Below are 23,732 nucleotides of genomic sequence, written 5' to 3'. Positions count from 1 at the left end.
AGGTGATCAAATTTTCTCCCAGAGCCGGATTCATAACTGTAAAGAATATAATTGCCACAATACTGAAAATCACAGTACCGATTACATTGAACAGCAAATGCATCAATGCTGCTGTCTTTGCATTTCTCTTTGCTCCAACACTGGAAAGCATCGCTGTCACACATGTACCGATGTTCTGTCCCATAATGATATAAACTGCTGCACTCATCGGAACAAGTCCTGCTGCTGCAAGACTCTGAAGGATTCCGACAGATGCAGAAGAACTCTGGATCACAGCTGTCACAATTGTTCCTGCAAGAATTCCAAGGAATGGATTCTTTCCAAGTGTCACAAAAATATTACAAAATGCTTCTGATTCTTTCAGTGGAGAAACTGCTCCTGACATTGTAGAAATACCGACAAATAAAATACCAAATCCAACAATGATACTTGAAATATCCTTTGCGGAACGTCTCTTTCCTGTCAGCATGATCACCACACCAATAATAATTGCGATTGGTGCCAAATTCGCCGGGCTTAACATCTTTGCCCATTCCACACTCGATACAAGCCATCCTGTGACAGTTGTACCAATGTTGGCTCCCATAATAACTCCCATTGCCTGTGTCAGGTTCATGATTCCTGCATTTACAAAACCAACAACCATAACAGTTGTAGCTGATGAACTCTGAATCACAGCCGTAATAAATGCTCCAAGCAATACCCCAAAAAACTTGTTCTTCGTCAAAACTTCGAGCAAAGATTTCATCTTATTGCCAGCAGCATTTTCCAGTCCCTGTGCCATAATCTGCATACCGTAGATGAACATTCCAAGCCCACCTACAAACGGAATAATAATGCCAGTGTAATCCATAGGCTTCCTCCTCATAACTAATACATTTTAAATTCACCTTTTTACCATAACATTATATTCGACAGAAAACAACATCTTTTTACTATTTTTCTACTTTTTCATTTTCGGCTCAAACACAAGCGAACCAAGGTATCCAAATACAAGTGCCGCCGAAATTCCTGCAGCGCTCGCTGTAAATCCTCCGGTAAAAATGCCGATCAGACCATCCTTTCGGACTGCCTCTTTGACTCCTTTCCATAACAGATTTCCAAATCCGAGCAGCGGAACACTTGCTCCCGCTTTTGCAAAAGAAACAATTGGCTGATAAATATTTAAAAATCCAAGTACCGCGCCAGAGCACACGAGCAATACCATCACTCTCCCCGGCATTAATTTTGTCCGATCAAGTAAAATCTGCACAAGTGCACAGATCAATCCTCCCACCAAAAATGCTTTGACATAATCCACAATGTTTCCTCTCTTTCTCACACATTCCTAATTCATCAACAATGTTCCAGCACGATGCCATGTGCAATGCCCGGGACACTTTCCCCTTCATTGAAGCTGACTGTTGACATGAGTGCCCCTGTCGGTACAAACAACACACGTCTCCATTCTCCGCTCTCAATTTTTGGAAGAATATATGCTGCCAGTGTCACCGCCGCACATCCGCATCCGCTTCCTCCTGCATGCGTGTCCTGCCTTTGCTGATCAAAGATTGTCATTCCACAATCCATATGATTCTGCTTGATATCCTTTCCTTTTTTTCTCACAAGATCAAACAAAATCGTCTGCCCTACATACCCAAGATCTCCGGTAATGATCCGATCATAATCGGTTTCCTGTCTCCCAAAATCTTTTAGATTCTGCAAAATCGTATCACACGCCGCCGGAGCCATACATGCTCCCATATTTTGCGAATCCTTAAGCCCATAGTCAACAATCTTTCCAACGGTTACTCCTGACACTCTCACATGACTCCGTTTCTTTCCTATTAAAAAGGCGCCGCTCCCTGTTACAGTCCAATGGGCAGACAGCGGCCTCTGACTGGCATATGCCAGCGGAAACCGGAATTCTTTCTCTGCACTTCCAAAGTGGCTCGATGTCACCGCAAGCATGTATTCTCCATACCCCGCCGCCACTGCCATAGATCCAAGTGCAAGTGCTTCCCCTGAAGTAGAGCAAGCCCCATAAAGTCCAAACATAGGAATCTGAAGTGCCTCCACTCCCATGGAAGTTGCAATTCCCTGCCGCAGCAAGTCTCCCCCGTATAAATATCGAACCTCTTTGGCATCAATTCCTGCTTTTTCCAATGCCAGAACGCACGCTTCCTTCTGCATTCTGCTCTCCGCTGCTTCCCATGTCTGTTCCCCAAACAGGTTGTCCTCCCCCGCCATATCAAACAGGTTTCCAAGCGGTCCTTCAAATTCTTTTTTTCCTACAATCGACCCGGCGCTGATCACATATGGCGCCTCCTGAAAATAGATACTCTGACTTCCTCTTACCATTGTCATACAATCACCCCGACTTTCAATAACAGATAGTAAATCAGCCCCAATCCCCAGGATGTCACAATCCCATATAAAATAACCGGGCCTGCAATCGTAAATATTTTACATCCGATTCCAAATATCTGTCCTTCTTTTTTATATTCGATTGCCGGAGCCGCCACGGAATTGGCAAATCCGGTGATCGGTACGAGCGCCCCTGCGCCTCCCCATTTTGCAATCCCCGGATACAAATTCCATCCGGTGAGAAGTACACTGAGCAAAACTAACATGAGTGATGTCCATGTTCCGCTGATTTCTTCTGTGCATCCTGCATTTTTACAGAAATTCATAAAAAACTGCCCGATCACACAGATGGTTCCGCCTGTCACAAATGCTTTTGCCATATTCAGATAGACGTTGTGCACTGGTGTCTTTGTTTTGACATAATCCTGATATGCCTTTTCCTTCCTTTTTTTCTTTTCTTGTTCGTCCATGTCCTTCCCTTTCTTTTCGTTTTATTCTGAATCTATCTGTTTGTTTTCTTTCTTTTTCTCATCTATTATCCCCAGCCTTTCCAGAAATAAATCAGCGAACCAATTCCTTTTCCAAATGCTATTCCCGCAATAATATAAGGAATTGCCCGGAGAAGCTTCACTCGTCTGATAAAAATTGGGAAAATATTCAAAATTTCTGCCAAGGTCATTGCCCAGCACCCTACAAAAATCCCCCCAAATACACCGAAAATCGGAACAAGTATCTGGCCATAAGGAATTGTGACCGGAAATAAATAGAACAGATTGCCAAAGATTCCTCCAAGTGCGATGGATTCTTCATAAAGAAGCACGCAATTTCCGGTATGTGTACGGTCTGCAAATTCAGATACCACTCCGAGACCTACGATAAATGAAAACAATCCTCCTGCCGCCGCAACTCCTGCGCTAAGTCCAAGTACCACAAGTATCATCTGTTTGATCCACATGACGTTTCTCTCTTTCTTTTTTGTTCCCTCATAGCTTTTCCTACTTACTTAACATCAATTTCTTTTTTCTTTCTCTCATAATTTTGTACCAACGTTGTCTGAATATCATTCTCATAAAGTCTCATTTCCACTTCCATCGGTGTTGGATCGACCGAGAATCTTTTACCGGCAAAATGATTAAAGAACACAAGAATACCAATAATCAGACCAATGCTGTAACAGACTTCCAACAGTGTAAATCCACTTGACGGTACCCCCGTGAGCTGCTCATAAACCTGCCCAAACATTTTCCCCACATCCACATCATTGTTAAATGCCATAATTGAAAAGGCTGAGCCTAGAAATGTAATCATCACAACTCCCACCGTCTTCAGAAAATGTACCGCCTTTCCCGGAGTCTTTTGCTTTTCATAAGTAACAATAAATTCTGTCTCACCAAGATTTTCAATATCCAATCCCGGATATACCCTGTGAATCTGCTCAATAACCTTTAAAATAGAAAATACAAACCGGTTCTGTCCCTGTTCCGGCATTTTCAGAAGTCGTTCCGTCTTCAATCTTGTCACAATGGTTTGGTCCGTACACTCCATCGAAAGAACATCTCCCAGCGTCACTTCCTGTTTTGTCAATTCAATACTGCGGTCTGCCTTTATATATAATTTTTTGTTTGTTGCTGCCATGTGCCGCCCATCTCCGATCTTTCCATTCTTACAAGCGTTCCTTCCCCAGATAATTCTGTCTCCCGCACATCCGTAACATAATAGCAGAGCCCGACAACTATCGCCACCGCAACAGCGCAGAGCAGACAGATCCAGATTTTCTTTCTTGCATTGTCCATTTTTGCACCACCTTTCTGATACTTCTCTGCCTCACAGAGCTGATGCTTACCTGTTCTGCCAGAGATTGCTTATTCCTATTATTTCCGCATTTGGCAAACCTATACTCTTCAGGAAAACTTAATAAAAAGAGGAAGCTGCTCTCATTCTGAACTGCTCCCTCCTCAAATTTCTTATTTTTTCTCCCGGCATACCAATCGCCCAGACTCATCCTGTCTGTATTTTTGTCCTCATATTTTTTAGAATCTTCTTTTCAAGCCTTGATACCTGCACTTGGGAAATTCCGAGTTTTTTTCCAATCTCTGACTGTGTTTGATTTGCAAAGTACCGCAAATAGATCAACTGTCGTTCCTCTCTATCAAGCTCCTCGAGAAGCTGACGTATCAGCATATGATTCAGTATCGTTTCTTCCTGCCCTTCCTCTTCCTCTAGCTTATCAAGAAGCTGAATCTCATTTCCATCTTTCTGATAAATCGGTTTGTGCAGCGATTCCACTTCCCCGCTCGCATCAAGCGCCATCGCAAGTTCTTCCTTCTCCACCTCCAACTCCGCTGCCAGTTCTTCCATTGTCGGCTCTCGGTTATATTTTTTCTGAAGACGCTCCCTTGCCAGAAATGCTTTGTATGCTGTCTCCTTTAATGACCGGCTCACTTTAATCATCCCATCATCTCTTAGGAATCTCCGAATCTCCCCTGAAATCATAGGCACTGCATAAGTCGAAAATTTCACATCATAATTCAGATCAAATTTATCAATTGCTTTCAAAAGTCCGATACTTCCAATCTGAAACAAATCTTCACTGTCCGTTCCCCTTCCAAAGAACCGCTTCACAATACACCATACAAGCCCTGTATTTTCCTCCACTAATTGTTCTCTCGCTTTCTCATCTCCATCGTGTGATCTTTGAATTAAAGCGATTGTGTGGTCCATAGCTCCCTGCCTTTCCCGATAGTCTTTTTCATTCGGACCAACGTCCCCTTTCCCAGTTCGGATTCTACATACACATTGTCCATAAAGGCTTCCATAAATGCAAATCCCATTCCTGACCGGTCAAGTTCTGGTCTTGTCGTAAATAACGGTTCCATTGCCTTTTCGACATTTTCAATTCCTTTTCCTTCATCTCTAATTTCTACATAGAGTGTCTGCCCTTCAATCCAGCATCGAATCATAATTTTCTTCACTTTTCCATCATACCCATGGATCAGCGCATTCGTGACTGCCTCTGAGACCGCAGTCTTTACATCTGACACTTCCTCCAAAGTCGGATTGAGCTGTGTCATAAATGCTGCAACAGACACACGCGCAAATCCTTCATTGACCGGTCTGCTGTCAAATACCAGTTCCATTTCATTTGTGTTCTTCATCATTGTTTTTCCTCCTCAAACATCTGGATTATTTTCGTCACACCTGACATTTTTAATATTTTTCTGATCCGCTCATTTGCGTTTACTGCCCAGACTTCGCCGCCAACTAAATAGACCAGCTTATATCTTCCCATAAGGACTCCAATTCCCGAACTATCCATAAAATTCGTGTTCGCAAAGTCAAAAATAACATATTTAATATGGTTATGCTCAATCAGCATATCTGCCCTCTTTCTCACTTGCTCCGCATTGCAGTGGTCTAACTCTGCGGGAAGAAAAATTGTAAGACTGTTTTCTTCAATCTGATACTCCATATAACCCTCCTGTTTTCGTAGCCTATAAATCGAAAAAAAAGGACATACACGCTCTTTGTGTATCTCCTTTTCTTTCGTACTTCTATTTCTATTGATATTCCTCGTAAGTTACATCTCCATAGGATTCTTCTGTTTCCTGATAATTGTCATATACATCCTGATCCCCTTGTCCTTGGTAATCTTCTGTATCACTTCCGGCAGTATCCCCATAAACACTGCCATAATCATTATACACATCCGCTCCTGATTGTCCGGAATCCACGCTCTCTTCCGTACCAGCCCCCTGAGTATTTGCCGGGGTTCCTTTTTGTGCCTCTTCTGCTCTCTTTGCAACATCTGTTTTCGGATATGCCTCGATGATCTGCTTGTATATTGCCTCAGCCTTATCTTTCTCATTGTTCAACAGATAAGAGTCTCCAAGTAACAGCAGTGCCTCTCCATCTTTGTAATGCCCATCCATCCGGATCAGTTCCTCCAAAAGTGTGATCGCTTTTGGATAATCTCCCTGCTGATAGCTTTGCTTTGCACTACTGTAATGTTCTGCACAGATGCTCGGATACACTTCATCGGCAATCGCCTGATACTGAACTTTTCCCTGATCTCCAAGGGAATCTTTCTGCACTTCCAAAAGTTCTTTTGCAAGTGTGGCGTAAGCATACTGCCCGGAGTTATAGTGCTCCTTGACCGTCAAAAGCTTCTCATAGCTATCTTTTGCCGCCAGTGCAGCAGCCGTTGCCGCCTCGTTCTCATCGGAAGAATTTCTAATGGTCTCTAATTCCTTTTTCATCGCGCTGATCTGCGCATCTTTGGAATTGATCTCCTCTTTAAATGCCAGCACCGATTTGTTGCTTCGATTGGATTTTACTTCATTGACCGCCGGAACAATGAGAAACCATACAACGGCTGCTCCTAGTAAAATTCCTATGACAATATTCAGAATGGTAAGGAATCCTGCATTCTCTTTCAGCGGAGAGACCGCCGGCTGAATGACCGTGTCATTCCCAATCTCATAAGTCTTCTGTTCTCTTCCTTTCGTGCCTTGCGTTTCTCTGAGTTCGGACAACTCATGCATATATTTCAAGGTTGTCTCATTTGTCGTGTCGAGACGATGTGCCCGCTTCAACACCTGTTTTGCTTTCTGGTACTGACCTGTTTTTAAATACAATAGCGCCAAAAGCTGATATGCTTTCAGATAAGACGGATGTATCTGCACCGCCTTCTTCAGTTGAATCACCGCCAGATCTTCCGCACCCTGATCACAGTAAACGAGGCACTGATTATACATCTGCACTGCTCTGTCAATTTCTTCTAATGTTTTTTTATCTTTCTGGATTTCTCTGATAAAGTATCCCGCCAGATTGTCTGATTTTTGAAAATTCTGACTGAGGATCCACTCTACGATTGCCTCCGCAATCTCTCCTCTTTCATAATAAACAAGCCCCAGAAGGTTCCTTGCAGGGATGTTCTCCCTGTTATACTGAAGGCTCCGCTTTAATGACTGAACGGCGCCCGATATGTCCCTTATTTTTGCTTTTCTCAGTCCATCATTATACCAGTAATTTGACTGATGTAATATTTTCTCCGTATACTCCATGCAATTCCACCGTAATCTTTCTGCTATTTCGCCTGACTGAGCATCTCCCGCAGAATATCAGTCATATCAGACAAGTCTTCCTGATACACTGCCTCCTCTATGTCATCTACTTCCAGGCTAGGTTTAAATTTCTTTAATTCCTCTTCATAATCTAACATTCTGGTTCTCCCTTCACAAGCTCTTTGATCATACCTACAAGGTAGAGTGAGCCCAGGCAGTAGGCAATACCGTCTTCTCCTTTTTGTTTCATCATCTCCGCCCATGCCTCTTCTAATTGTTCCCGGACAGTCACTTCACTGTCTGTATATTTTCGAACGATCCGGGCAAGTTCACCCGCATCGACTTTTCGTGTACTTTCCACGGTCGTGATCACATAACTGTCCACTGATAAATTCTGGCATAGTTCTGCGATCATCTTCTCGTACTCTTTCTCTTTGACTGCTGAAAACAGAATCACAGTCCGTCCACCGTGGACAGGTCTTCGCTTCACCGTCTCGACAAACCGCTCTACTGCATTCTCGTTATGTGCTCCGTCTATGTAGACTCCCGGGAGGATTTCCTCCATTCTTCCCGGCCATTTCACATGAAACAGCGTATCCTTCCATAGTTTCGGATGTCTTTTTGGAAGAAGAAGCTGCACAGCCTCCAGTGCAAGCAGTGCATTGTCCACCTGATAACATCCGGTATTGGAAAGCCTCCATGTAGTATCTTCATCATACGCACTTCGTTTTGAAAATGCAATATATTTCTCTGTGATTTCCTGAATTTCGTACGCATCTTTCGTGATTTTTCTACAAGGTGCACCACAATTTTCCGCAATTTGTCGGAAAACAGCTGCTGCCTGCACATTATTCCCATCGAACACAAGCGGAACCTGTCTTTTGATGATCCCGCCCTTTTCTGCTGCAATTTTTTCTATCGTATCTCCCAGTATCTCCATATGATCCATTCCGACTGCTGTGATCACAGTCAATACCGGATCATCGATTGCATTCGTGGCATCCAGCCTGCCACCGAGCCCTGTCTCCAGCACAATGTACTCCATGTCTGCCATCGCAAAAGCAGTCATCGCCATTCCAAACAAAAATTCAAAAAAAGTCGGATGTGCCAGCCCGTCTTTTTCCATCTCATCCACAGTAGTTTTTACTTTCTGAAAAACAGCAAGAAATGTTTCATCGTCTATCTCTTCCCCATTTATTCTGATCCGCTCATTGATCTTCACAAGATGGGGAGAACTGAAAAATCCTGTCCTCTTTTTCTCCGCAAGCAAAAGAGCCTGTATGTATGCACATACAGAGCCCTTTCCATTTGTCCCTGCCACATGAATTACTTTCCTACCAACCTGTGGATTTCCAAGTCTTAATAGGAACTCTTTTGTATGTGTCAGATGATTCTTCACTGTGAATTTTGGAATGTCTAAAATATATTTCACACTTTCCTGATAATTCACTTGTCTTCTCCATTATTTCTGCGGTGTTTCAGACGAATCGTCTGCCGCATCTTTTGTTTCTTCTGTCACTGTCTTTACATCTTCTGCCTTTTTTTCTTCCTCTTCCAGCTGAAGCTTCAATTCTTCTGTCAACTCTTCTATCTTGCCACCGCGGTAAATGTATTCCGCAGAAGTCCGAAAGACCGTATTACTTGATCCCATCTGAATGATCGTGATGATATCTCCTTCCTTCAGCTCTGTCTCCTGCAGTTCGATCCTCGTATTATTCAAAAATTTAGAACTCTTCTTCTCGCCATTGACATAGACTCTACTATTTTTAGTAAAATTCTCGCCATAGAGGCTATATGTTCCGTCAAGCTGCGTGATCAGATCTGTCAGCACGACATCCTTAATTCCCATCTGCATGTGTCCTTCCGGCACTGGATTTTTCCCTCCGTACACATACTTCTCTCCATAGAGAATATCATACTGCAGCATCTCCAGATCGAGTAAGTAGTTCTTCGTCTGCCTTCTCTTCTGGTGATAATTGAATATTGTTCCGGAATGAATATCCAACTTCTCAAAAACATCCGCCATGATCTGATAAGATGCAATATTTCGATCCTGTTTTTCCAACCCGATATTATCCCATACAACATAGTTTGTATTGTACAGATACCTTCCCTTCAGATCTTCAGATTTCAGTCCGAGTGTTGGCAGATGATCTCCATATAGGACTAGAACGGTTGGTTCCTTTCTATCTTCCAACGCCTGCACAAGATCTCCGATAAACTGATCGACTTCATAGATTTGATTGACATAATATTCCCATGCACTTCTTACTTCTTCATCCTCTATTCCAGTCACTTGAATCCTTGGATTTTCTAAATGCTGTCCATAGTAATCGCCATGACTTTGTACTGTGATCCCAAATACGAAATCCTGCTGTTCTGTCGAATCCATTGCGTTCATGATATGTTCTGTGAGGATATCATCCTTCGCCCACCCATTCTCGGTAAGCTGAAGAATATTCATAAATTCCTTACTCGTGTAACTGTCAAACCCGATATTATTAAATACCGTTGAACGGCTGTAAAAATTTCCTCCGTTGTTGTGAAGCGCATGTGCGCCGTAACCAAATCGTTTCAGCGCAGTTGCTGCACTCTCTGCGGTTTCTTTTTTTAATATTGTCTTATACGGATACTCCCCTGGTCCAAAATATCGCAAGTTCATTCCGGTCAGAACTTCAAACTCTGTGTTGGCCGTTCCAGCTCCCACCGATGGCACTTTGAAATACCCTGACGAATATTTCTCAGAAAGCGCTCTGAACGTTGGAAGTGGATCCTGTGATGTCTGCAAAAATTCTACCTCACTTGTATCAAAAAACGATTCCAGCTGGATAAAGAGAATATTTGGCATCTCTTTTCTTCCGGTCTTGGCCTCTGTGATCGCACCGTTCTCACTGATCTGAGCGATCATTTCCTCGCTGTAGCCATTCGGCTGTGAAATTCCGGTATTAAACACACTCGACATAAAACAGTATGGAAATCCATAATCTTCATAGGCAAAAGCAATATTTCCAAAATAATTGGAAATCACTCGCTTATCAAGTGCTATATCTGTCACGACAAAAAATAGTCCAAACCAGATTACCACTCCGGTCAGCGCAAGCACTCTTCTCATTTTTCCAGCATACTGTCCGCCACGCTTCCACATGGAAATGACCCATACAACAACCGCTGCCACACCAACGATCACCGCAACAAGTTCAATTCCGTTAAAATAAGAATTGATCAAGGTCACCGCATCACCGGCAACTTTTAAGTCCTGTGCATTAAACGGAGTGACACGTTTCATAAGCATGTATCCGTTTGTCACCCCAAGACCGATCCAGAATACACTTAAAAGAATTCTGGCAAAAATACGTCTTCTTACGAGATAAACAACAGAAAACGTAATAAAGATCAAAAATGAATTATATAAGAACACTTTTGGTGTCTCAACCATATAATTCCACCCCTGTACAAGCGAATGTCGGGAAATACATTCAATGACCAGGTTCAAAAAGCATGCCAAAAGTGCATGAAATACAAGCGAAAACTGATTCATGAACTTATAACACGGTGCCAGCTTTTTCGCCAGCGGGCTGTTGCGTCTCTTCTCTAAAATCTGTTCCCTTCTCTCTTTTCTCTTCTTCCAATACTTCTTAATGTCTTCCGGCTTTAAATTTTTCACCCTTTGTATGCCACCCTTTATATCGGGGCGTTTGATATGAATCCGTTTCATTGTCACCTCTCACAATCTGATGTGTTTATTTTCTAAGTCCTTTTAATCGTTCCTGTACTTGTTCCATCATCTGTGTATATTTCTCAAGCTTTGCTCTTTCTTCATTGATTTTTGCTTCCGGAGCCTTGCTGATAAATTTCTCATTGTTCAGCATGCCATTGACACGGGCAAGTTCTTTTGTCAAGCGTGCTTCCTCTTTTGTCAGACGCTCTAACTCCTGCTCAAAGTCAACAAGTTCTTCCATTGGCAGATATACAACTGCATCTGCCACAACGACAGAAACTGCATCCTCTGCGATTCCGCTCTTATCGGACTGAATCTGGATTTCATTTGCACTCATCAGTGGCATGGAAGACTCTTTAATCTCCTCAAATCCCTGACAAAGATTTTCATTTTCACAGACAATATATGTCTTCGCCTTACGGCTTGGAGCAACATTCATCTCTGCTCGTACGTTGCGGACACCGCGGATGATCTCTTTCATGTGATCTACAATATTCTCTGCTTCCGGATAGCAGCTGCTCTCTTTGTATTCCGGCCAGGAAGACATCATCAATGATTCTTCTTCTGGAACAAGCGCACCGTAGATTTCTTCTGTCACAAACGGCATAAACGGATGGAGCAGTTTTAATGCATCACCGAGCACAGTCTTTAATGTATAAAGTGCACTGTTTGCTGCTGCCGGATTTTCCTCCGCGTGATAAATACGGTATTTTGCAAGCTCGATGTACCAGTCACAGAACTCATCCCAGATAAAGTCATATACTTTTTGTACAGCGATTCCAAGTTCAAATTTGTCCATGTTCTCTGTCACATCTTTTGTCAGTGTATTCATCTTTGAGATGATCCATTGATCCACCGCTGACAAATCACTTTCGTTCGGAACTGTAATCTCTTTTCCTTCCATATTCATGAGGATAAAGCGGGATGCATTCCATACTTTGTTCGCAAAGTTTCTATTTGCCTCTACTCTCTCATCGTAGAAACGCATATCATTTCCAGGTGCATTTCCCGTCACAAGCGTAATACGGAGCGCATCTGCACCATACTTCTCGATAATCTCCAGCGGATCAATTCCATTTCCAAGAGACTTACTCATCTTTCTTCCTTGAGAGTCACGGATCAATCCATGGAATAATACCGTGTGGAACGGCGCTTTTCCAGTATAAGCATATCCGGAAAATACCATACGGATCACCCAGAAGAAGATGATGTCATATCCGGTTACAAGTACATCGGTTGGATAGAAGTAATCAAGATCTTCCGTCTTCTCCGGCCAGCCAAGTGTTGAGAATGGCCAAAGTGCGGAGCTGAACCATGTATCTAAAGTATCTTCATCCTGCACAAAATGGGTACAGCCACAATCCGGGCATACCTCCGGCATCTCTCTTGCCACAACAACTTTTCCACATTCCTGACAGTAATAAGCCGGGATTCTATGTCCCCACCAGATCTGTCTGGATACGCACCAATCACGGATATTGGACAGCCAGTTCATATAAGTCTTGTTCATTCGCTCTGGAATCAGTTTCAGATCTCCGTTGCTGATCGCCTCGATCGCCGGTTTTGCCAGCTCTTCCATACGGACAAACCACTGTTGTTTTACGAGTGGCTCTACCGTTGTTCCACATCTTTCATGTGTTCCGACATTATGAGAATGATCTTCTACTTTCACAAGGAATCCCTGCTCTTCCAGATCGCTTACGATTGCTTTTCTCGCCTCATAGCGCTCCATCCCTGCATATTTTCCACCGAGCTCGTTGATCGTAGCATCATCGTTCATGATGTTGATCTCCGGAAGGTTATGTCTCTTTCCGACTTCAAAGTCATTCGGGTCGTGTGCTGGTGTGATCTTCACCGCTCCGGTTCCAAATTCCTTATCTACATAGTAGTCCGCCACGATTGGAATCTCTCTGTTTACTAATGGAAGTAATACATTCTTTCCGACGATATCTTTGTATCTCTCATCATCTGGATGTACCGCGATTGCTGTATCTCCTAACATCGTCTCCGGACGTGTTGTCGCAATCTCAAGAAAACGATCTGTTCCTACAATTGGATATTTGATATGCCAGAAATGTCCTGCCTGCTCTTCGTGATCAACCTCTGCATCGGAAAGTGCTGTCTTACATACTGGACACCAGTTAACGATTCTGGATCCTTTATAAATGTATCCTTCCTCATAAAGTTTGATGAATACTTCCTCAACTGCTTTGGAGCATCCCTCATCCATCGTGAAGCGTTCTCGATCCCAGTCACAGGAAACACCGAGTTTTTTCAACTGGCCTTCAATCGTTCCTGCATACTCATCCTTCCACTGCCAGGTACGCTCTAAAAATTTCTCTCTTCCAAGTTCCTTCTTATCAATTCCTTCTGCCTTTAACTGCTCTGTAACTTTTACCTCTGTGGCAATCGCCGCATGATCTGTACCCGGAATCCAAAGTGCATTGTATCCCTGCATTCTCTTATAACGGATCAGGATATCCTGAAGTGTATTGTCAAATGCATGCCCCATATGAAGCTTTCCTGTGATATTCGGCGGTGGCATTACAGTTGTAAACGGTTTTTTACTTCTGTCTACTTCTGCGTGAAAATATTTGTTCTCACACCATTTTTCATAAAGTTTCGGCTCAATCTCTTTTGGATTGTAAGTCTTCTCTAAATTCTTACTCATCATTTCCTCCTTTGCAAACCCTCTTTTGCTCTTCATCTTCTTTCAGCTCTGTCATAAGTGGCCGCTCTTTATCTTTTCCTTTGATATGATTTCCTATGGAATAGAAAACGCCCTCTACATACTGTAAAGGGCGAATGATCGCGGTACCACCTTTGTTATCTCTCTGCTCCATACTCCGTAAATCTCTGTACAAAAGCAGATCGATATCTCTAGCGTCCGATAACGGGGACGATCCGTGACTACCTACTGTCAGCATTGCTGCCGCTTCAGTCGTCCGGTTCAAAAGCTACTTCCACAATTCCTTCTTGAAATCACCTTTCAGCCCATGAGTGATCCTCTCTTGCAAGGGATCTTTGCGTACTCCTCTTTCTCTCAACCTTTTCTTATTCGATATTCCTTATGATAGTCGGCTAACTGCCATTTGTCAAGAAGTTCATAAATTCTTTAGATTTTCATAAGTTCTTCGCAACTTTATTCTCATCTTCTTACAACCGCAGCCCCCGGTAACGATTTAGGCAGGCAAAGATCTCCTGCTTTCTCGGCATTGCAAAATTAACCGTAAGATACGAAGACTCTGCAATGGAAGCAAGTCCATCCCGCTCCATCTTCTGCTCCATCGCATCTACTACCTGCTGGATTGTTTTCTTTCCATCAAACAGATTCTGCTCTGCATACTTCACGAGATAGCCAAGTACATTTGTCTGTTCCGCATCAACAATCTGTTCCACATAGCGAAGTTCGATTGTCTCTCGATTCATCTGGATGCCATCTTTTCCCATCGCCTTGATCTTCACTTTTCCGTGGTCTGCGAATGTCCTGTTTTTTTCTGCGCTTCGGAGCACGGATGGTTTCTTCATCTCCCGCTTTCCTTCCGATACCGGAAGCGGAAATGCCGCTGCCTCTTGCTTTGCGAAAGCTGTAATCTCCGCCGGCTCATACTGTTCCATCTGGATAATCGTATCTGCGATATGGAAATAAGATCCGGAACTTCCCGCTACGATGATCGAGGACACCCCTTCTTTTTCATACAACTCCCTCACTCGGTCAATAAACGGTGTGATCGGTTCTTTTTCCCTTGCCACTACCCGCTGCATCAGTTCATCGCGGATCATAAAGTTTGTGGCACTCGTATCCTCATCGATCAGAAACAATCTGCTGCCTGCCTCGATCGCCTCAACTACATTTGCCGCCTGCGAAGTGCTTCCACTTGCATCTTCGGTATAGAATGCCTCTGTATTTTTCTTATTCGGGAGATTGTTGATGAACATAGAAATGTCTGTCTTTTTGATACTCCGTCCATCTTCCGCCCTGAGTTTGACTGCAGTATCATCACTGATCACATACTCTCTTCCATCTCCAGCAATGTGATTATACACACCAACTTCCAGCGCATTTAATAATGTGGATTTCCCGTGATAGCCGCCGCCTACGATCAAAGTAATTCCACATGGAATCCCCATACCGTTAATCTTTCCTCTGTGCGGCAACTCCATCTCCACTTCCATCTCTTTCGGCGAACGGAATGGAACCCCATTCTTCATCGGACGGGAAGAAATTCCACTCTCTCTCGGCAAAATCGAGCCGTTTGCCACAAATGCACTAAGATTTCGCTTCAGGATCTCTTCCCGGATCACCTGCTGATCTTCCGCCAAAAAAATCGTCTGCTCAATTTTTTTCTGATCTGCACACGGATAGAAAAATGATTCCTTTACACACTCTGGAAGAAACTCAAAGAAAATCTTAATAAGCTCTCCGGAATTAATTGTCCTTCCATTTGCCGGAAATCCTACTTCCATACGCACAAGCACGTTACCATTTGCCGGGTCAATCGTGCAGGCTGTCCGTTCCAGAATCTCCTGTCCGCATCTGCTGACAGATAACAAACCACTTTTCCCCGAACCCTTTGCCTTGAAGTTGAAGCGTTCGATCTTCTGATAAAATACTCTTGTCAGATAATCCTGCAGCGCGATCCGCTTATATTTCTTGTCAAATAATTGTTTCGGAAACCTTGCCAGTTGTCCGTCAATCGCAACACTCACTTTCGATGGCGATGCAAATGGATCTCCCTGCACATGATCGATCTGCAGAATATAATCCGCAAACCGATAACTGCCCTTCGTCCCCTTATATGCAGGATAACTCTTCCGATGAATCTCATTTAGTAACTTTCTCAAATCCTGTGCTGACTTCATTTCCTTGCTTCTACCTCTTTCTATCTCTTTTTATTTTTTCTTTCTCTGCGGTTTTTCCGGCGCGATTTTCCCCTCAGTTACACTAAGGTGTCGTGCAGTTCTTCTACGCTCTCTTTGATCATTGCCGCTCCCGCTTCTTCCAGCTCTTGCCGGTTTCCATAGCCATATAACACTCCGATGCATGGGATGTTCTGCTCCTTTGCCCCAAGCACATCATGCATTCGGTCTCCGACCATGATCACCTTATCTCTGTCTGTAATCTTCTCATGCTCCAGCACATATGCGATAACATCTCCTTTTCTGACACGCTCCCCGCTCAATTCACTTCCTCCAATAAAAGTGAAATACTCTGTCAGGTGAAAATACTCCAAAATCTGTCTTGCATACACCTCTGGCTTGGATGTCGCCAGATAGACCTTCTTTCCTTGTTCTGTCAGTGCTTTTAATAGTTGTTCAATCCCTGGATAGACTTCGTTCTCATATAATCCTCGCACCGAAAAATATTCTCTATACTTCTCCACTGCTTCCACTGCCTGTTCCCGGTCAAATCCATAATATTCCATAAAAGAATCCGCAAGCGGCGGACCGATAAACTTGCAGAGTGTATCAAGATTCTCCACCTCTATCCCATAAAATTTCAGCGCATGTGCAACTGCGCTTGTAATCCCCACTTTCGGGTCTGTCAGTGTTCCATCTAGATCAAATAAAATATGCTGATACATTTTTCTTCCCCTTTTTCCTTTTTATAATTTACTAAACACACTTCATTTCACACTGCTACTCATGAAATAAAATGTCATGGTTTACGCTGCTGTAAAATCTTTCTTTCACTTCCGCGTAACTCATCTGTTCCATGGACATGATCCACATTAATTTTGTGATCACTGCCTCCAATGTCATGTCGTATGCTTCAATCAGATCAAAATCCTGTTTGACCTTTTTCCCAACTTCATAGACCGTCATGTTACTTCCTTCATTTGCCACCTGCGTTGTCATCACCACAATCTTTCCGTGGCGCACCCACTCCGTCATCTCTTTATAAAATTCTCCGACAATGCTCTCCGGCAGACCGCCTACACCAAAACTTTCAATTACGACACAATCATAATGTTTAAAAATGTAGGACAATACATCCGGCTTCATACCTGGAATCAGCTTTAATACATAAATACTGTTCTTCATCTCATGATAGAACGTGACCGGCTTCTTATAAGGAATCGCCGGCATATAGCGAAATACTTTCTGATCCTGTATCACTGCCGGATACGGGAAATTAATGCTGGAAAATGCATTGTAACTCTTGGCGCGCTCTTTCTTCGCCCTTGTTCCGACAATGACTTTCCCATCGAATACGATCGTCACATCCTGAGAGGCATCGTCTGACGCGTAAATAAAGCTGTCTAAAAGATTTGTCTTCGCGTCTGTCACATCCATGTTGATCGGCTTTTGCGCTCCGGTGATCACGATCGGCTTCTCAGAATTCTGGATCATGTAAGACAATGCTGCCGCCGTGTATGCCAGCGTGTCCGTACCGTGGCAGATGACAAATCCATCATACTCCTCATAGTGTTCCTCGATTGCCCCTGCAATCTTCTTCCAATATTCCGGCGTCACATTCGTACTGTCAATATTGCACACCTGAAGTGTATCCACATCACACACGCTCTCTACCTGCGGAATATAAGATAGGATATCCTCCGAGGAAAGTCCCGGAGCCAGCCCGGCCTCCGTCTGTTTTGATGCAATTGTTCCTCCGGTTCCTATCATTAATATTTTTTTCTTCATACTGTTCTCCTGTCTATTGTCTTCCTGTTATTTTCTATTTTCCAAAAATTTTCTCTACAAGACTGCGGTACTCGATATACGCCGGAACTTCCGAGAAAGAATTCCGAAGAGCCTCCTCTACTCCTTTATAGTACCATCCAATCGTCTCTTTGTCTTTCATCCGGAATCGTTGCCACAATTCCTCCCCGCACTCTGGATAATTCCGATCGATATCCCGTATATTGGACAGCTTATCTGCCAGACCGATCATCTGTACTTCCCGCTCTGCTACTTTCAGATGCTGAATCGTCGCACCTTTGCGTTCCATCCACGTCTTTGATTTGTCTTCACTTTCTTTCTGCACAAGTTCTGCCACCCGCTTGGAAAACATCTGCTCGATCATCTGCGCCGTCACTCCTTCGCAATCCTCGATCGTATCATGCAGGATTGCTGCACTGATAACCTCCTCATCCTCCGTCATTCTCGCTACGATCACACCCACTTCCAGCGGATGTAAAATATATGGGCGCATCGTCCCTTTCCGCAGTTGCCCGTCATGTGCTTTCGTCGCAAATGCGATTGCCCTTTGGATCATCTCCTCCACCTCCTGTATTTTCTTCTTTCTTTCGATTCCCACCTAAAACGATATACCAATTTCACCTAGTTTTATTATACCAATCGAACACACTTTTTCAACTCTTCTTTCGGATTTGTTCTGAGCTGTTCTGTCATTTTTCACCAGTTTGTGCTATAGTAACATTATATTTTTTTCACGGAGGTTCTTTATGCATATAACCAATCAAAAACCAGTCGTTCTTGTTACTGGTTCCTCTAGAGGAATCGGAAGAGCGATCGCACTTCAGTTTGCCAAAAATCATTACCATGTCATTTTAAACTGCTCCACTTCTCTCGAGCAGTTAGAAAATGTCAAAAAAGAAATCCTTGCACTGCCTGACGGCTCCTGCACTTGTTGCCGCTGCGATGTCAGTGATTCTTCACAAGTCACCGCAATGTTTGAAGAGATTTCCGCTACTTGTGGGCAGATCGATGTACTTATCAACAATGCAGGAATTTCTCACATCGGTTTGTTCACAGATATGACCGACGATCTGTGGAACCGCATGATCCAGACAAATCTTTCCTCAGTTTTCTATTGCAGCCGGGCAACCCTGCCCTCTATGATTTCCAGAAAAAAAGGAAAAATCATCAATATTTCCTCGATGTGGGGAACGGTCGGCGCCTCCTGCGAAGTCGCTTATTCCGCCGCAAAATCCGGCATCCACGGACTGACGAGGGCACTGGCAAAAGAGCTTGCACCTAGCAATATTCAAGTCAACACCATTGCCTGCGGCGCCATCGATACTGCCATGAACGCACAGCTTAGTCCTGAAGAACGTCTTGCACTGGAAGAAGATATCCCTGCATGCCGATTTGGTACCCCGGAAGAGGTTGCTTCTCTCGCATGGGACTTAGCCCATGCTCCCGCCTATATGACCGGACAGATCATCGGAATAGACGGAGGCTATATTTAAAACTAGCCTTTTTTACTCCTTCAAAAGTAAATCCGTATACGGTCGATGCTCACAGGATTTTTACACATAAGAAATGGGTATAGCCTGCATTTCAGCCATACCCATTTCTTCTATAATTATCGGAATCTACAATTCCAAAAACTGCAATAATATTTCTATTTTTAATCGGGAAATATAGGAATCCCAATCGATCTGTAGCATTCGGTCTAACTTGTCAATCCTTTTTCGAATGGTATTTATATGTACATACATTTTCTCAGCTGTCACGCTGAAATTCATATTGTTTTCCAGATAAACTTTCAGTGTCCTGAGCAGTTCTACATTTTTCTCGTCTTTCATCATATCCAGATACTCTGAGAGCATCTGTTCCAATTCTTTCTCCGGAATTTGAAGCCATGCAAACGGTCCAATCATTTCATAATCCCAAATTTTCTTCTTTGGACAAAGCTTTTTCCCCATTTTCATTACTTTCCCACACGTTTCCACCGATGATTTTAATTCCGACATTTTCTTGCCTTCTCGCAACACTGCAAACTCCAATTCCATTTTAGGAAATGTTTCAACAATTTTCTGCTCAAAATCAGAAATCATACCTTCCAGATGTTTTTGACTATATGACACAGAATCAGACAATTCCGTTAAAACTATCCCTGTATTTTCATCGAGAAATGCTAATTTTGCATTTTTAGAAAGCTGACTGTTTTTGAAAACAGTAATATACTGTTCTCTGGAATTCCGCGCACTCAATTCCTCATTCATCTGGTGAAACAATACACAGATATATCTTGTATTCATAGAAATCCCCTGCTGTCCCGCCTGATAAAGAAGCCTTTCTTCATCTTCCCCGGTAGAATGCAGCGCAAGCAAAACAAGATTTTCAAATCCGATGTTCCCAATACTTTGTGCAATGACAATTTGTTCATATACCGATTGTAGCAAAAGGTACGCAATCCGAATGGAATACTCATCGTAATAATCTAAGAATTCTCTTGATTCCATCACAATAAAGTATGCCTGCAGATTGCCTCCAATACTAATCGGCATCAAAATCCAACTGATCCGCGGACCATCCACATTATCTTCATTAAACATTCGGATTCGTGTCATCTGTATATAGTCACATAATGTATAGCGATTGTGTTCCATTTTAGGATTCCAATAATCACTTTCCTGCAATCCATAGGTTTCTGAAATTCGCTTAAAGTTTGCAGAGCTGCAATATCCTTCCTGTTCACCTACATCATATAGAAATGCCGGAAATCCCATTTCCACTTCTACTGCCTGCAATATTTTTTTAATCTTTTGAACTTTGTATGTTGTCGAACCTAACATCATCGCACCATTCTGATGGATTTGAAAGCGCCGAATGGTCCGATTCATCACGATCGTATTCACTTGTTGCATGACTTCCATATAGCCGATTTCAAATGGCATACTGATCAGCGGTATTTCATATTGTTCAAACAGTTCGATAATCTCTTTCGGAATCATCGGAAGATGTCTCCCTCGTTTAATAATCATTCCGGAAGTAATCTGCATCAATCCTTCATCAAAAGACTTTTTGATACAATCCGGTTCCATCAAAATAGAATAACCGGAAGTAATTACAAGTTCCTTTCCTTTCGTCCAACGATAGGCATCCGGAGCATCCATGACCGCAATTCCTTGTACTTCTTTCTGTATCCCTTTAGAACCAGCTACAATATGAAAGTCTTTAAAAAATTCATGTTCCAATAAAGTTTTAATTGAAATTCCCATATTGTCCCTGTCCTTTCTTTGTTCTGCTTGCCATTTCCTACTATCGTTGCAAGTTTATCATCTTCTGCAATTTTCTGTCAAGCTAGGTCCATCTTTTGCCTAACCATGATTTTCCAGCCAATCCATTGCCGCTTTCGCATAAATAGCAGCTGCCGTCGGCAGGCATGTTTCATTGAATTTTGCATGAGGATTATGATGTCCAACCCATTCATCTTGATTGTCCACTCCTGCTCCGATAAAGAAATAACTTGTCGGAATCTTCTCACCAAAGTAAGAAAAATCTTCAGAGCCCATCACGTGAAACGTCGGATATGCTTTTAACTCGGAATCCAGCTCTCTGACAGACTGAATAATCTCTTCATTTAATTTCACATCACATTTTACTGCCGGAACATCGTTAAGCACTTCTAGTTCCACCTCACAACGATATGTGGCAGCTACTCCTTTTGCAACTTCTTTGATCCGGCAGATTATATAGTCTCTGACTTCTGATTTAAATGTCCGAAGAGATCCTTCTAATACTGCGCGATGCGGAATCACATTAAATGCACTTCCCGATTCAAACCGTCCAATCGTCAGCACCGCTTCTTCCATTGCTGAAATTTCTCTTGCAATCAATTCTTGCAGAGCCAAATACAAATGAACTCCTGCATTAATCGGATCAACACCTAACTCTGGTGCAGATCCATGCGTTCCTTTTCCGGTCAAAAGAACACGAAATCCATAGACAGAGGTCATCGGATATTCTCCATAAATAATCTTCTTATTTTCACTATTCGGTGCTACATGCATTGCAAATGCAGCGTCTACTCTCGGATTTTCTAAAACACCTGCATCCACCGCTGCTTTCGCTCCTTGAAAAGTTTCTTCTGCTGACTGAAATAACAATTTGACAGTCCCTTTCAATTCCCTTTCATGTGATTTCAGCAGTTTTGCAGCCCCCAAAAGTGTTGTTGTGTGCATATCATGTCCACAAGCATGCATACATCCGTTTTCTGATGCAAAAGGTTCTCCTGATTCCTCTCTTACCGGCAGTGCATCCATATCACTGCGAAGCATGAAACATTTTTCTCCACTTCCAATCAAAGCAACAATGCAAGAACTTTCTTCATACACGGTATATGGAATATCCATTTGCTCCAACTCTTTTTTTACAAATGCGACTGTTTTTGGAAGATGTAATCCAATTTCTGGAATTTGATGAAGCGCTCGTCTCCATGCACTTAATTTCTCTTGAAATTCATTTGCCTCTTTTAATAACTGATTCTGCATAATCTCTTTCCCTTTCTACGAATCTGTTGTCCATAATCTATTCTTCATACATTGGTCTATAATCCACTTTTTTTTCTCGAAATTCTTCTAGGATTTTTTCCCGAATTTCTGAAGATTGGTATAAATCATATGCAATTCCCGCCATAACCCGCGCTGCACTAAGAGCACCTTTTTCTCCAATAGAAGAGCCTGCAGAAGCTGATGCCTGCCATGTATGTGGCGAAACTGCCGCCGGCCAACACACAGTAGAGATCAGACACATCGGCATTATATAACTGACATCTCCGCTATCAGAAGAAGCCGTCAGTGGGTTCCTCTGATACAAATCTCTTATTCCCACTTTCATAGCCAATGGAAGTCCCTCTGTGTCATACAGTTTTCTTGCATTTTCTACCGTTTCCCCTGACAAGGTATCTTCTAATTTCGAAGCAAATGCTAATTCCTCTTCTGTGTAAGATGGTAGTTTGGCTTCTTTTAGATTCTCATATGCCAAATCTGCATATGCATGATTCTCTAAAAGCTCACAACATCCATAATCTATTTTCATTTCCATTGATGTTTCTGTCATAAGGCAAGCTCCCTCTGCCACTTTTCTTACACGCTCCAAAATCTCTTTTACCTCTGAAATATGAGGTGCCCGAACAAAATACCAGGAACCTGCTCTTGGCGGAACAATATTCGGAGAAAATCCACCGCTATCGGTTGTATAATGAATCCTTGCTTTGGATGTCACATGTTCACGCAAATAGTTCACGCCAACGTTCATTAACTCTACCGCATCCAACGCACTTCTGCCTACTTCCGGCGCAAATGCAGCATGGGAGCTTTTTCCATAGAATTTAAAGTGTGCAGAAGCACTGGCGAGATATCCACTATCATACACCATATTCGCACTCATTGGGTGCCAGCTAATCGCTATATCACAGCCGTCAAACATATGATGATAAGACATTTTCACTTTTCCAGAAAGTAACTCCTCTTCCGGGCATCCATAGAAACGAATCGTTCCTTCCTGATTTTCCTGCTCCAAAAATCGCTTCACTGCAATCGCTGCAACGGCCGATGCTGCTCCCAATAAATTGTGACCACATCCATGGCCTGCTGCTCCTTCCTGTACTGCTTCTTTTTGCGCAGATACTGTCTGAGATAATCCTGGAAGCGCATCATATTCTCCTAAGATTGCAATGACAGGAGTTCCCGAACCATATTCTGCATAAAATGCATGTGGCAATTCTGCTTCATTCACAATAACAAAGCCTTCTTCTGATAAGATCTCCCGAAAATAATTTGCACTTTCTTTTTCTTCTCCACCCACTTCCGGATGATCCCATAATCTCTTACAACTCTTTTGGCACAAGGGCTCCAGACTATCTACAATTTGATGAAGTTCTTTTTTTGTCATCTCTATCTCTCCTT

Annotated in this window: 24 protein-coding genes; 1 reads left to right on the top strand and 23 read right to left on the bottom strand. The window is 42.9% G+C overall.

Translation table 11 applies throughout. The features are described 5' to 3' along the window. The 20 genes from ACESPO_RS09910 to ACESPO_RS09815 form a co-directional block, all read right to left on the bottom strand. Positions 1–853 (bottom strand): Na/Pi cotransporter family protein (locus ACESPO_RS09910; protein ID WP_499788767.1); only part of this gene is annotated, 853 nt, incomplete at its 3' end. A 90-nt stretch (positions 854–943) separates the two neighbouring features. Continuing rightward, a complete protein-coding gene (gene spoVAE / locus ACESPO_RS09905; protein ID WP_008974849.1) occupies positions 944–1,300 on the bottom strand; it encodes a stage V sporulation protein AE in 357 nt (118 codons plus the stop codon). 35 nt (positions 1,301–1,335) lie between these two features. Next, positions 1,336–2,346, bottom strand: coding sequence for a stage V sporulation protein AD (locus tag ACESPO_RS09900; RefSeq protein ID WP_009262448.1), 1,011 nt, complete (start codon positions 2,344–2,346; stop codon positions 1,336–1,338). Further along, positions 2,343–2,816: a SpoVA/SpoVAEb family sporulation membrane protein gene (locus tag ACESPO_RS09895; RefSeq protein ID WP_008974847.1), complete on the bottom strand. Its 474-nt coding sequence runs from the start codon at positions 2,814–2,816 to the stop codon at positions 2,343–2,345. Before ACESPO_RS09895 ends, ACESPO_RS09900 begins: the two co-directional genes overlap by 4 nt. A 65-nt stretch (positions 2,817–2,881) precedes the next feature. Further along, entirely contained in the window at positions 2,882–3,301 is a 420-nt protein-coding gene (locus ACESPO_RS09890; protein ID WP_009262449.1) for a stage V sporulation protein AB, read from the bottom strand. 44 nt (positions 3,302–3,345) lie between these two features. After that, positions 3,346–3,981: a stage V sporulation protein AA gene (locus tag ACESPO_RS09885; RefSeq protein WP_009262450.1), complete on the bottom strand. Its 636-nt coding sequence runs from the start codon at positions 3,979–3,981 to the stop codon at positions 3,346–3,348. Beyond that, a complete protein-coding gene (locus tag ACESPO_RS09880; protein WP_009262451.1) occupies positions 3,951–4,139 on the bottom strand; it encodes a hypothetical protein in 189 nt (62 codons plus the stop codon). Before ACESPO_RS09880 ends, ACESPO_RS09885 begins: the two co-directional genes overlap by 31 nt. A gap of 205 nt (positions 4,140–4,344) precedes the next feature. Next, positions 4,345–5,067 (bottom strand): RNA polymerase sporulation sigma factor SigF, encoded by a 723-nt coding sequence (gene sigF, locus ACESPO_RS09875; RefSeq protein ID WP_008974843.1) that lies wholly within the window; start codon positions 5,065–5,067, stop codon positions 4,345–4,347. Continuing rightward, a complete protein-coding gene (gene spoIIAB / locus ACESPO_RS09870; RefSeq protein ID WP_009262453.1) occupies positions 5,046–5,501 on the bottom strand; it encodes an anti-sigma F factor in 456 nt (151 codons plus the stop codon). The genes sigF and spoIIAB overlap by 22 nt, the downstream gene beginning before the upstream one ends. Continuing rightward, a complete protein-coding gene (locus ACESPO_RS09865) occupies positions 5,501–5,815 on the bottom strand; it encodes an STAS domain-containing protein (RefSeq protein ID WP_008974841.1) in 315 nt (104 codons plus the stop codon). Before ACESPO_RS09865 ends, spoIIAB begins: the two co-directional genes overlap by 1 nt. 88 nt (positions 5,816–5,903) lie before the next feature. Next, positions 5,904–7,409, bottom strand: a complete 1,506-nt coding sequence (locus ACESPO_RS09860) for a tetratricopeptide repeat protein (RefSeq protein ID WP_009262454.1) — start codon at positions 7,407–7,409, stop codon at positions 5,904–5,906. 23 nt (positions 7,410–7,432) lie between these two features. Continuing rightward, a complete protein-coding gene (locus tag ACESPO_RS09855) occupies positions 7,433–7,567 on the bottom strand; it encodes a hypothetical protein (protein WP_008974839.1) in 135 nt (44 codons plus the stop codon). Further along, the gene (locus ACESPO_RS09850) at positions 7,561–8,859 is read right to left on the bottom strand and encodes a bifunctional folylpolyglutamate synthase/dihydrofolate synthase (protein WP_009262455.1); all 1,299 of its coding nucleotides are present in this window, start codon (positions 8,857–8,859) and stop codon (positions 7,561–7,563) included. Before ACESPO_RS09850 ends, ACESPO_RS09855 begins: the two co-directional genes overlap by 7 nt. 12 nt (positions 8,860–8,871) lie before the next feature. Further along, complete coding sequence (locus ACESPO_RS09845; RefSeq protein ID WP_120105255.1) at positions 8,872–11,124, bottom strand: LTA synthase family protein; 2,253 nt, start codon at positions 11,122–11,124, stop codon at positions 8,872–8,874. A gap of 25 nt (positions 11,125–11,149) precedes the next feature. Further along, positions 11,150–13,798: a valine--tRNA ligase gene (locus ACESPO_RS09840; protein WP_008974835.1), complete on the bottom strand. Its 2,649-nt coding sequence runs from the start codon at positions 13,796–13,798 to the stop codon at positions 11,150–11,152. Beyond that, positions 13,791–14,081 carry a hypothetical protein gene (locus tag ACESPO_RS09835; RefSeq protein ID WP_009262457.1) on the bottom strand — a complete coding sequence of 97 codons (291 nt, stop codon included), beginning with the start codon at positions 14,079–14,081 and terminating at the stop codon, positions 13,791–13,793. Before ACESPO_RS09835 ends, ACESPO_RS09840 begins: the two co-directional genes overlap by 8 nt. A 202-nt stretch (positions 14,082–14,283) precedes the next feature. Continuing rightward, on the bottom strand, positions 14,284–15,990 hold the full coding sequence (locus tag ACESPO_RS09830) for an ABC-ATPase domain-containing protein (protein ID WP_270602255.1): 1,707 nt from the start codon (positions 15,988–15,990) through the stop codon (positions 14,284–14,286). Positions 15,991–16,067: 77 nt separating this feature from the next. Then, positions 16,068–16,712 carry an HAD family hydrolase gene (locus tag ACESPO_RS09825; RefSeq protein ID WP_009262460.1) on the bottom strand — a complete coding sequence of 215 codons (645 nt, stop codon included), beginning with the start codon at positions 16,710–16,712 and terminating at the stop codon, positions 16,068–16,070. Between the two features lie 55 nt (positions 16,713–16,767). Further along, positions 16,768–17,775, bottom strand: a complete 1,008-nt coding sequence (locus tag ACESPO_RS09820) for an asparaginase (protein WP_008974830.1) — start codon at positions 17,773–17,775, stop codon at positions 16,768–16,770. A gap of 34 nt (positions 17,776–17,809) precedes the next feature. Continuing rightward, positions 17,810–18,349, bottom strand: coding sequence for an HD domain-containing protein (locus ACESPO_RS09815; RefSeq protein WP_119987636.1), 540 nt, complete (start codon positions 18,347–18,349; stop codon positions 17,810–17,812). Positions 18,350–18,539: 190 nt separating this feature from the next. Here ACESPO_RS09815 and ymfI point away from each other — a divergent pair, with 190 nt between their 5' ends. Further along, a complete protein-coding gene (gene ymfI, locus ACESPO_RS09810) occupies positions 18,540–19,286 on the top strand; it encodes an elongation factor P 5-aminopentanone reductase (protein WP_009262462.1) in 747 nt (248 codons plus the stop codon). A 126-nt stretch (positions 19,287–19,412) separates the two neighbouring features. On the opposite strand, the gene ACESPO_RS09805 is transcribed toward ymfI, so the two are convergent. The 3 genes from ACESPO_RS09805 to ACESPO_RS09795 all read right to left on the bottom strand — a co-directional run bounded on the left by ACESPO_RS09805 (position 19,413) and on the right by ACESPO_RS09795 (position 23,718). Next, complete coding sequence (locus ACESPO_RS09805; protein ID WP_119987632.1) at positions 19,413–21,044, bottom strand: PucR family transcriptional regulator; 1,632 nt, start codon at positions 21,042–21,044, stop codon at positions 19,413–19,415. Positions 21,045–21,143: 99 nt separating this feature from the next. Next, positions 21,144–22,316 carry a M20 metallopeptidase family protein gene (locus ACESPO_RS09800; RefSeq protein ID WP_009262464.1) on the bottom strand — a complete coding sequence of 391 codons (1,173 nt, stop codon included), beginning with the start codon at positions 22,314–22,316 and terminating at the stop codon, positions 21,144–21,146. Positions 22,317–22,353: 37 nt separating this feature from the next. Next, on the bottom strand, positions 22,354–23,718 hold the full coding sequence (locus ACESPO_RS09795; RefSeq protein WP_120105252.1) for an amidohydrolase: 1,365 nt from the start codon (positions 23,716–23,718) through the stop codon (positions 22,354–22,356). Between the last annotated feature and the right edge of the window lie 14 nt (positions 23,719–23,732).

Source organism: Coprococcus sp. HPP0074, assembly GCF_964238105.1.
In the GTDB taxonomy this organism is placed as follows: domain Bacteria; phylum Bacillota; class Clostridia; order Lachnospirales; family Lachnospiraceae; genus Faecalimonas; species Faecalimonas umbilicata.
The sequence above is the reverse complement of the archived record's forward strand: the minus strand, read 5'-3'. Positions and strand labels throughout refer to the sequence as shown.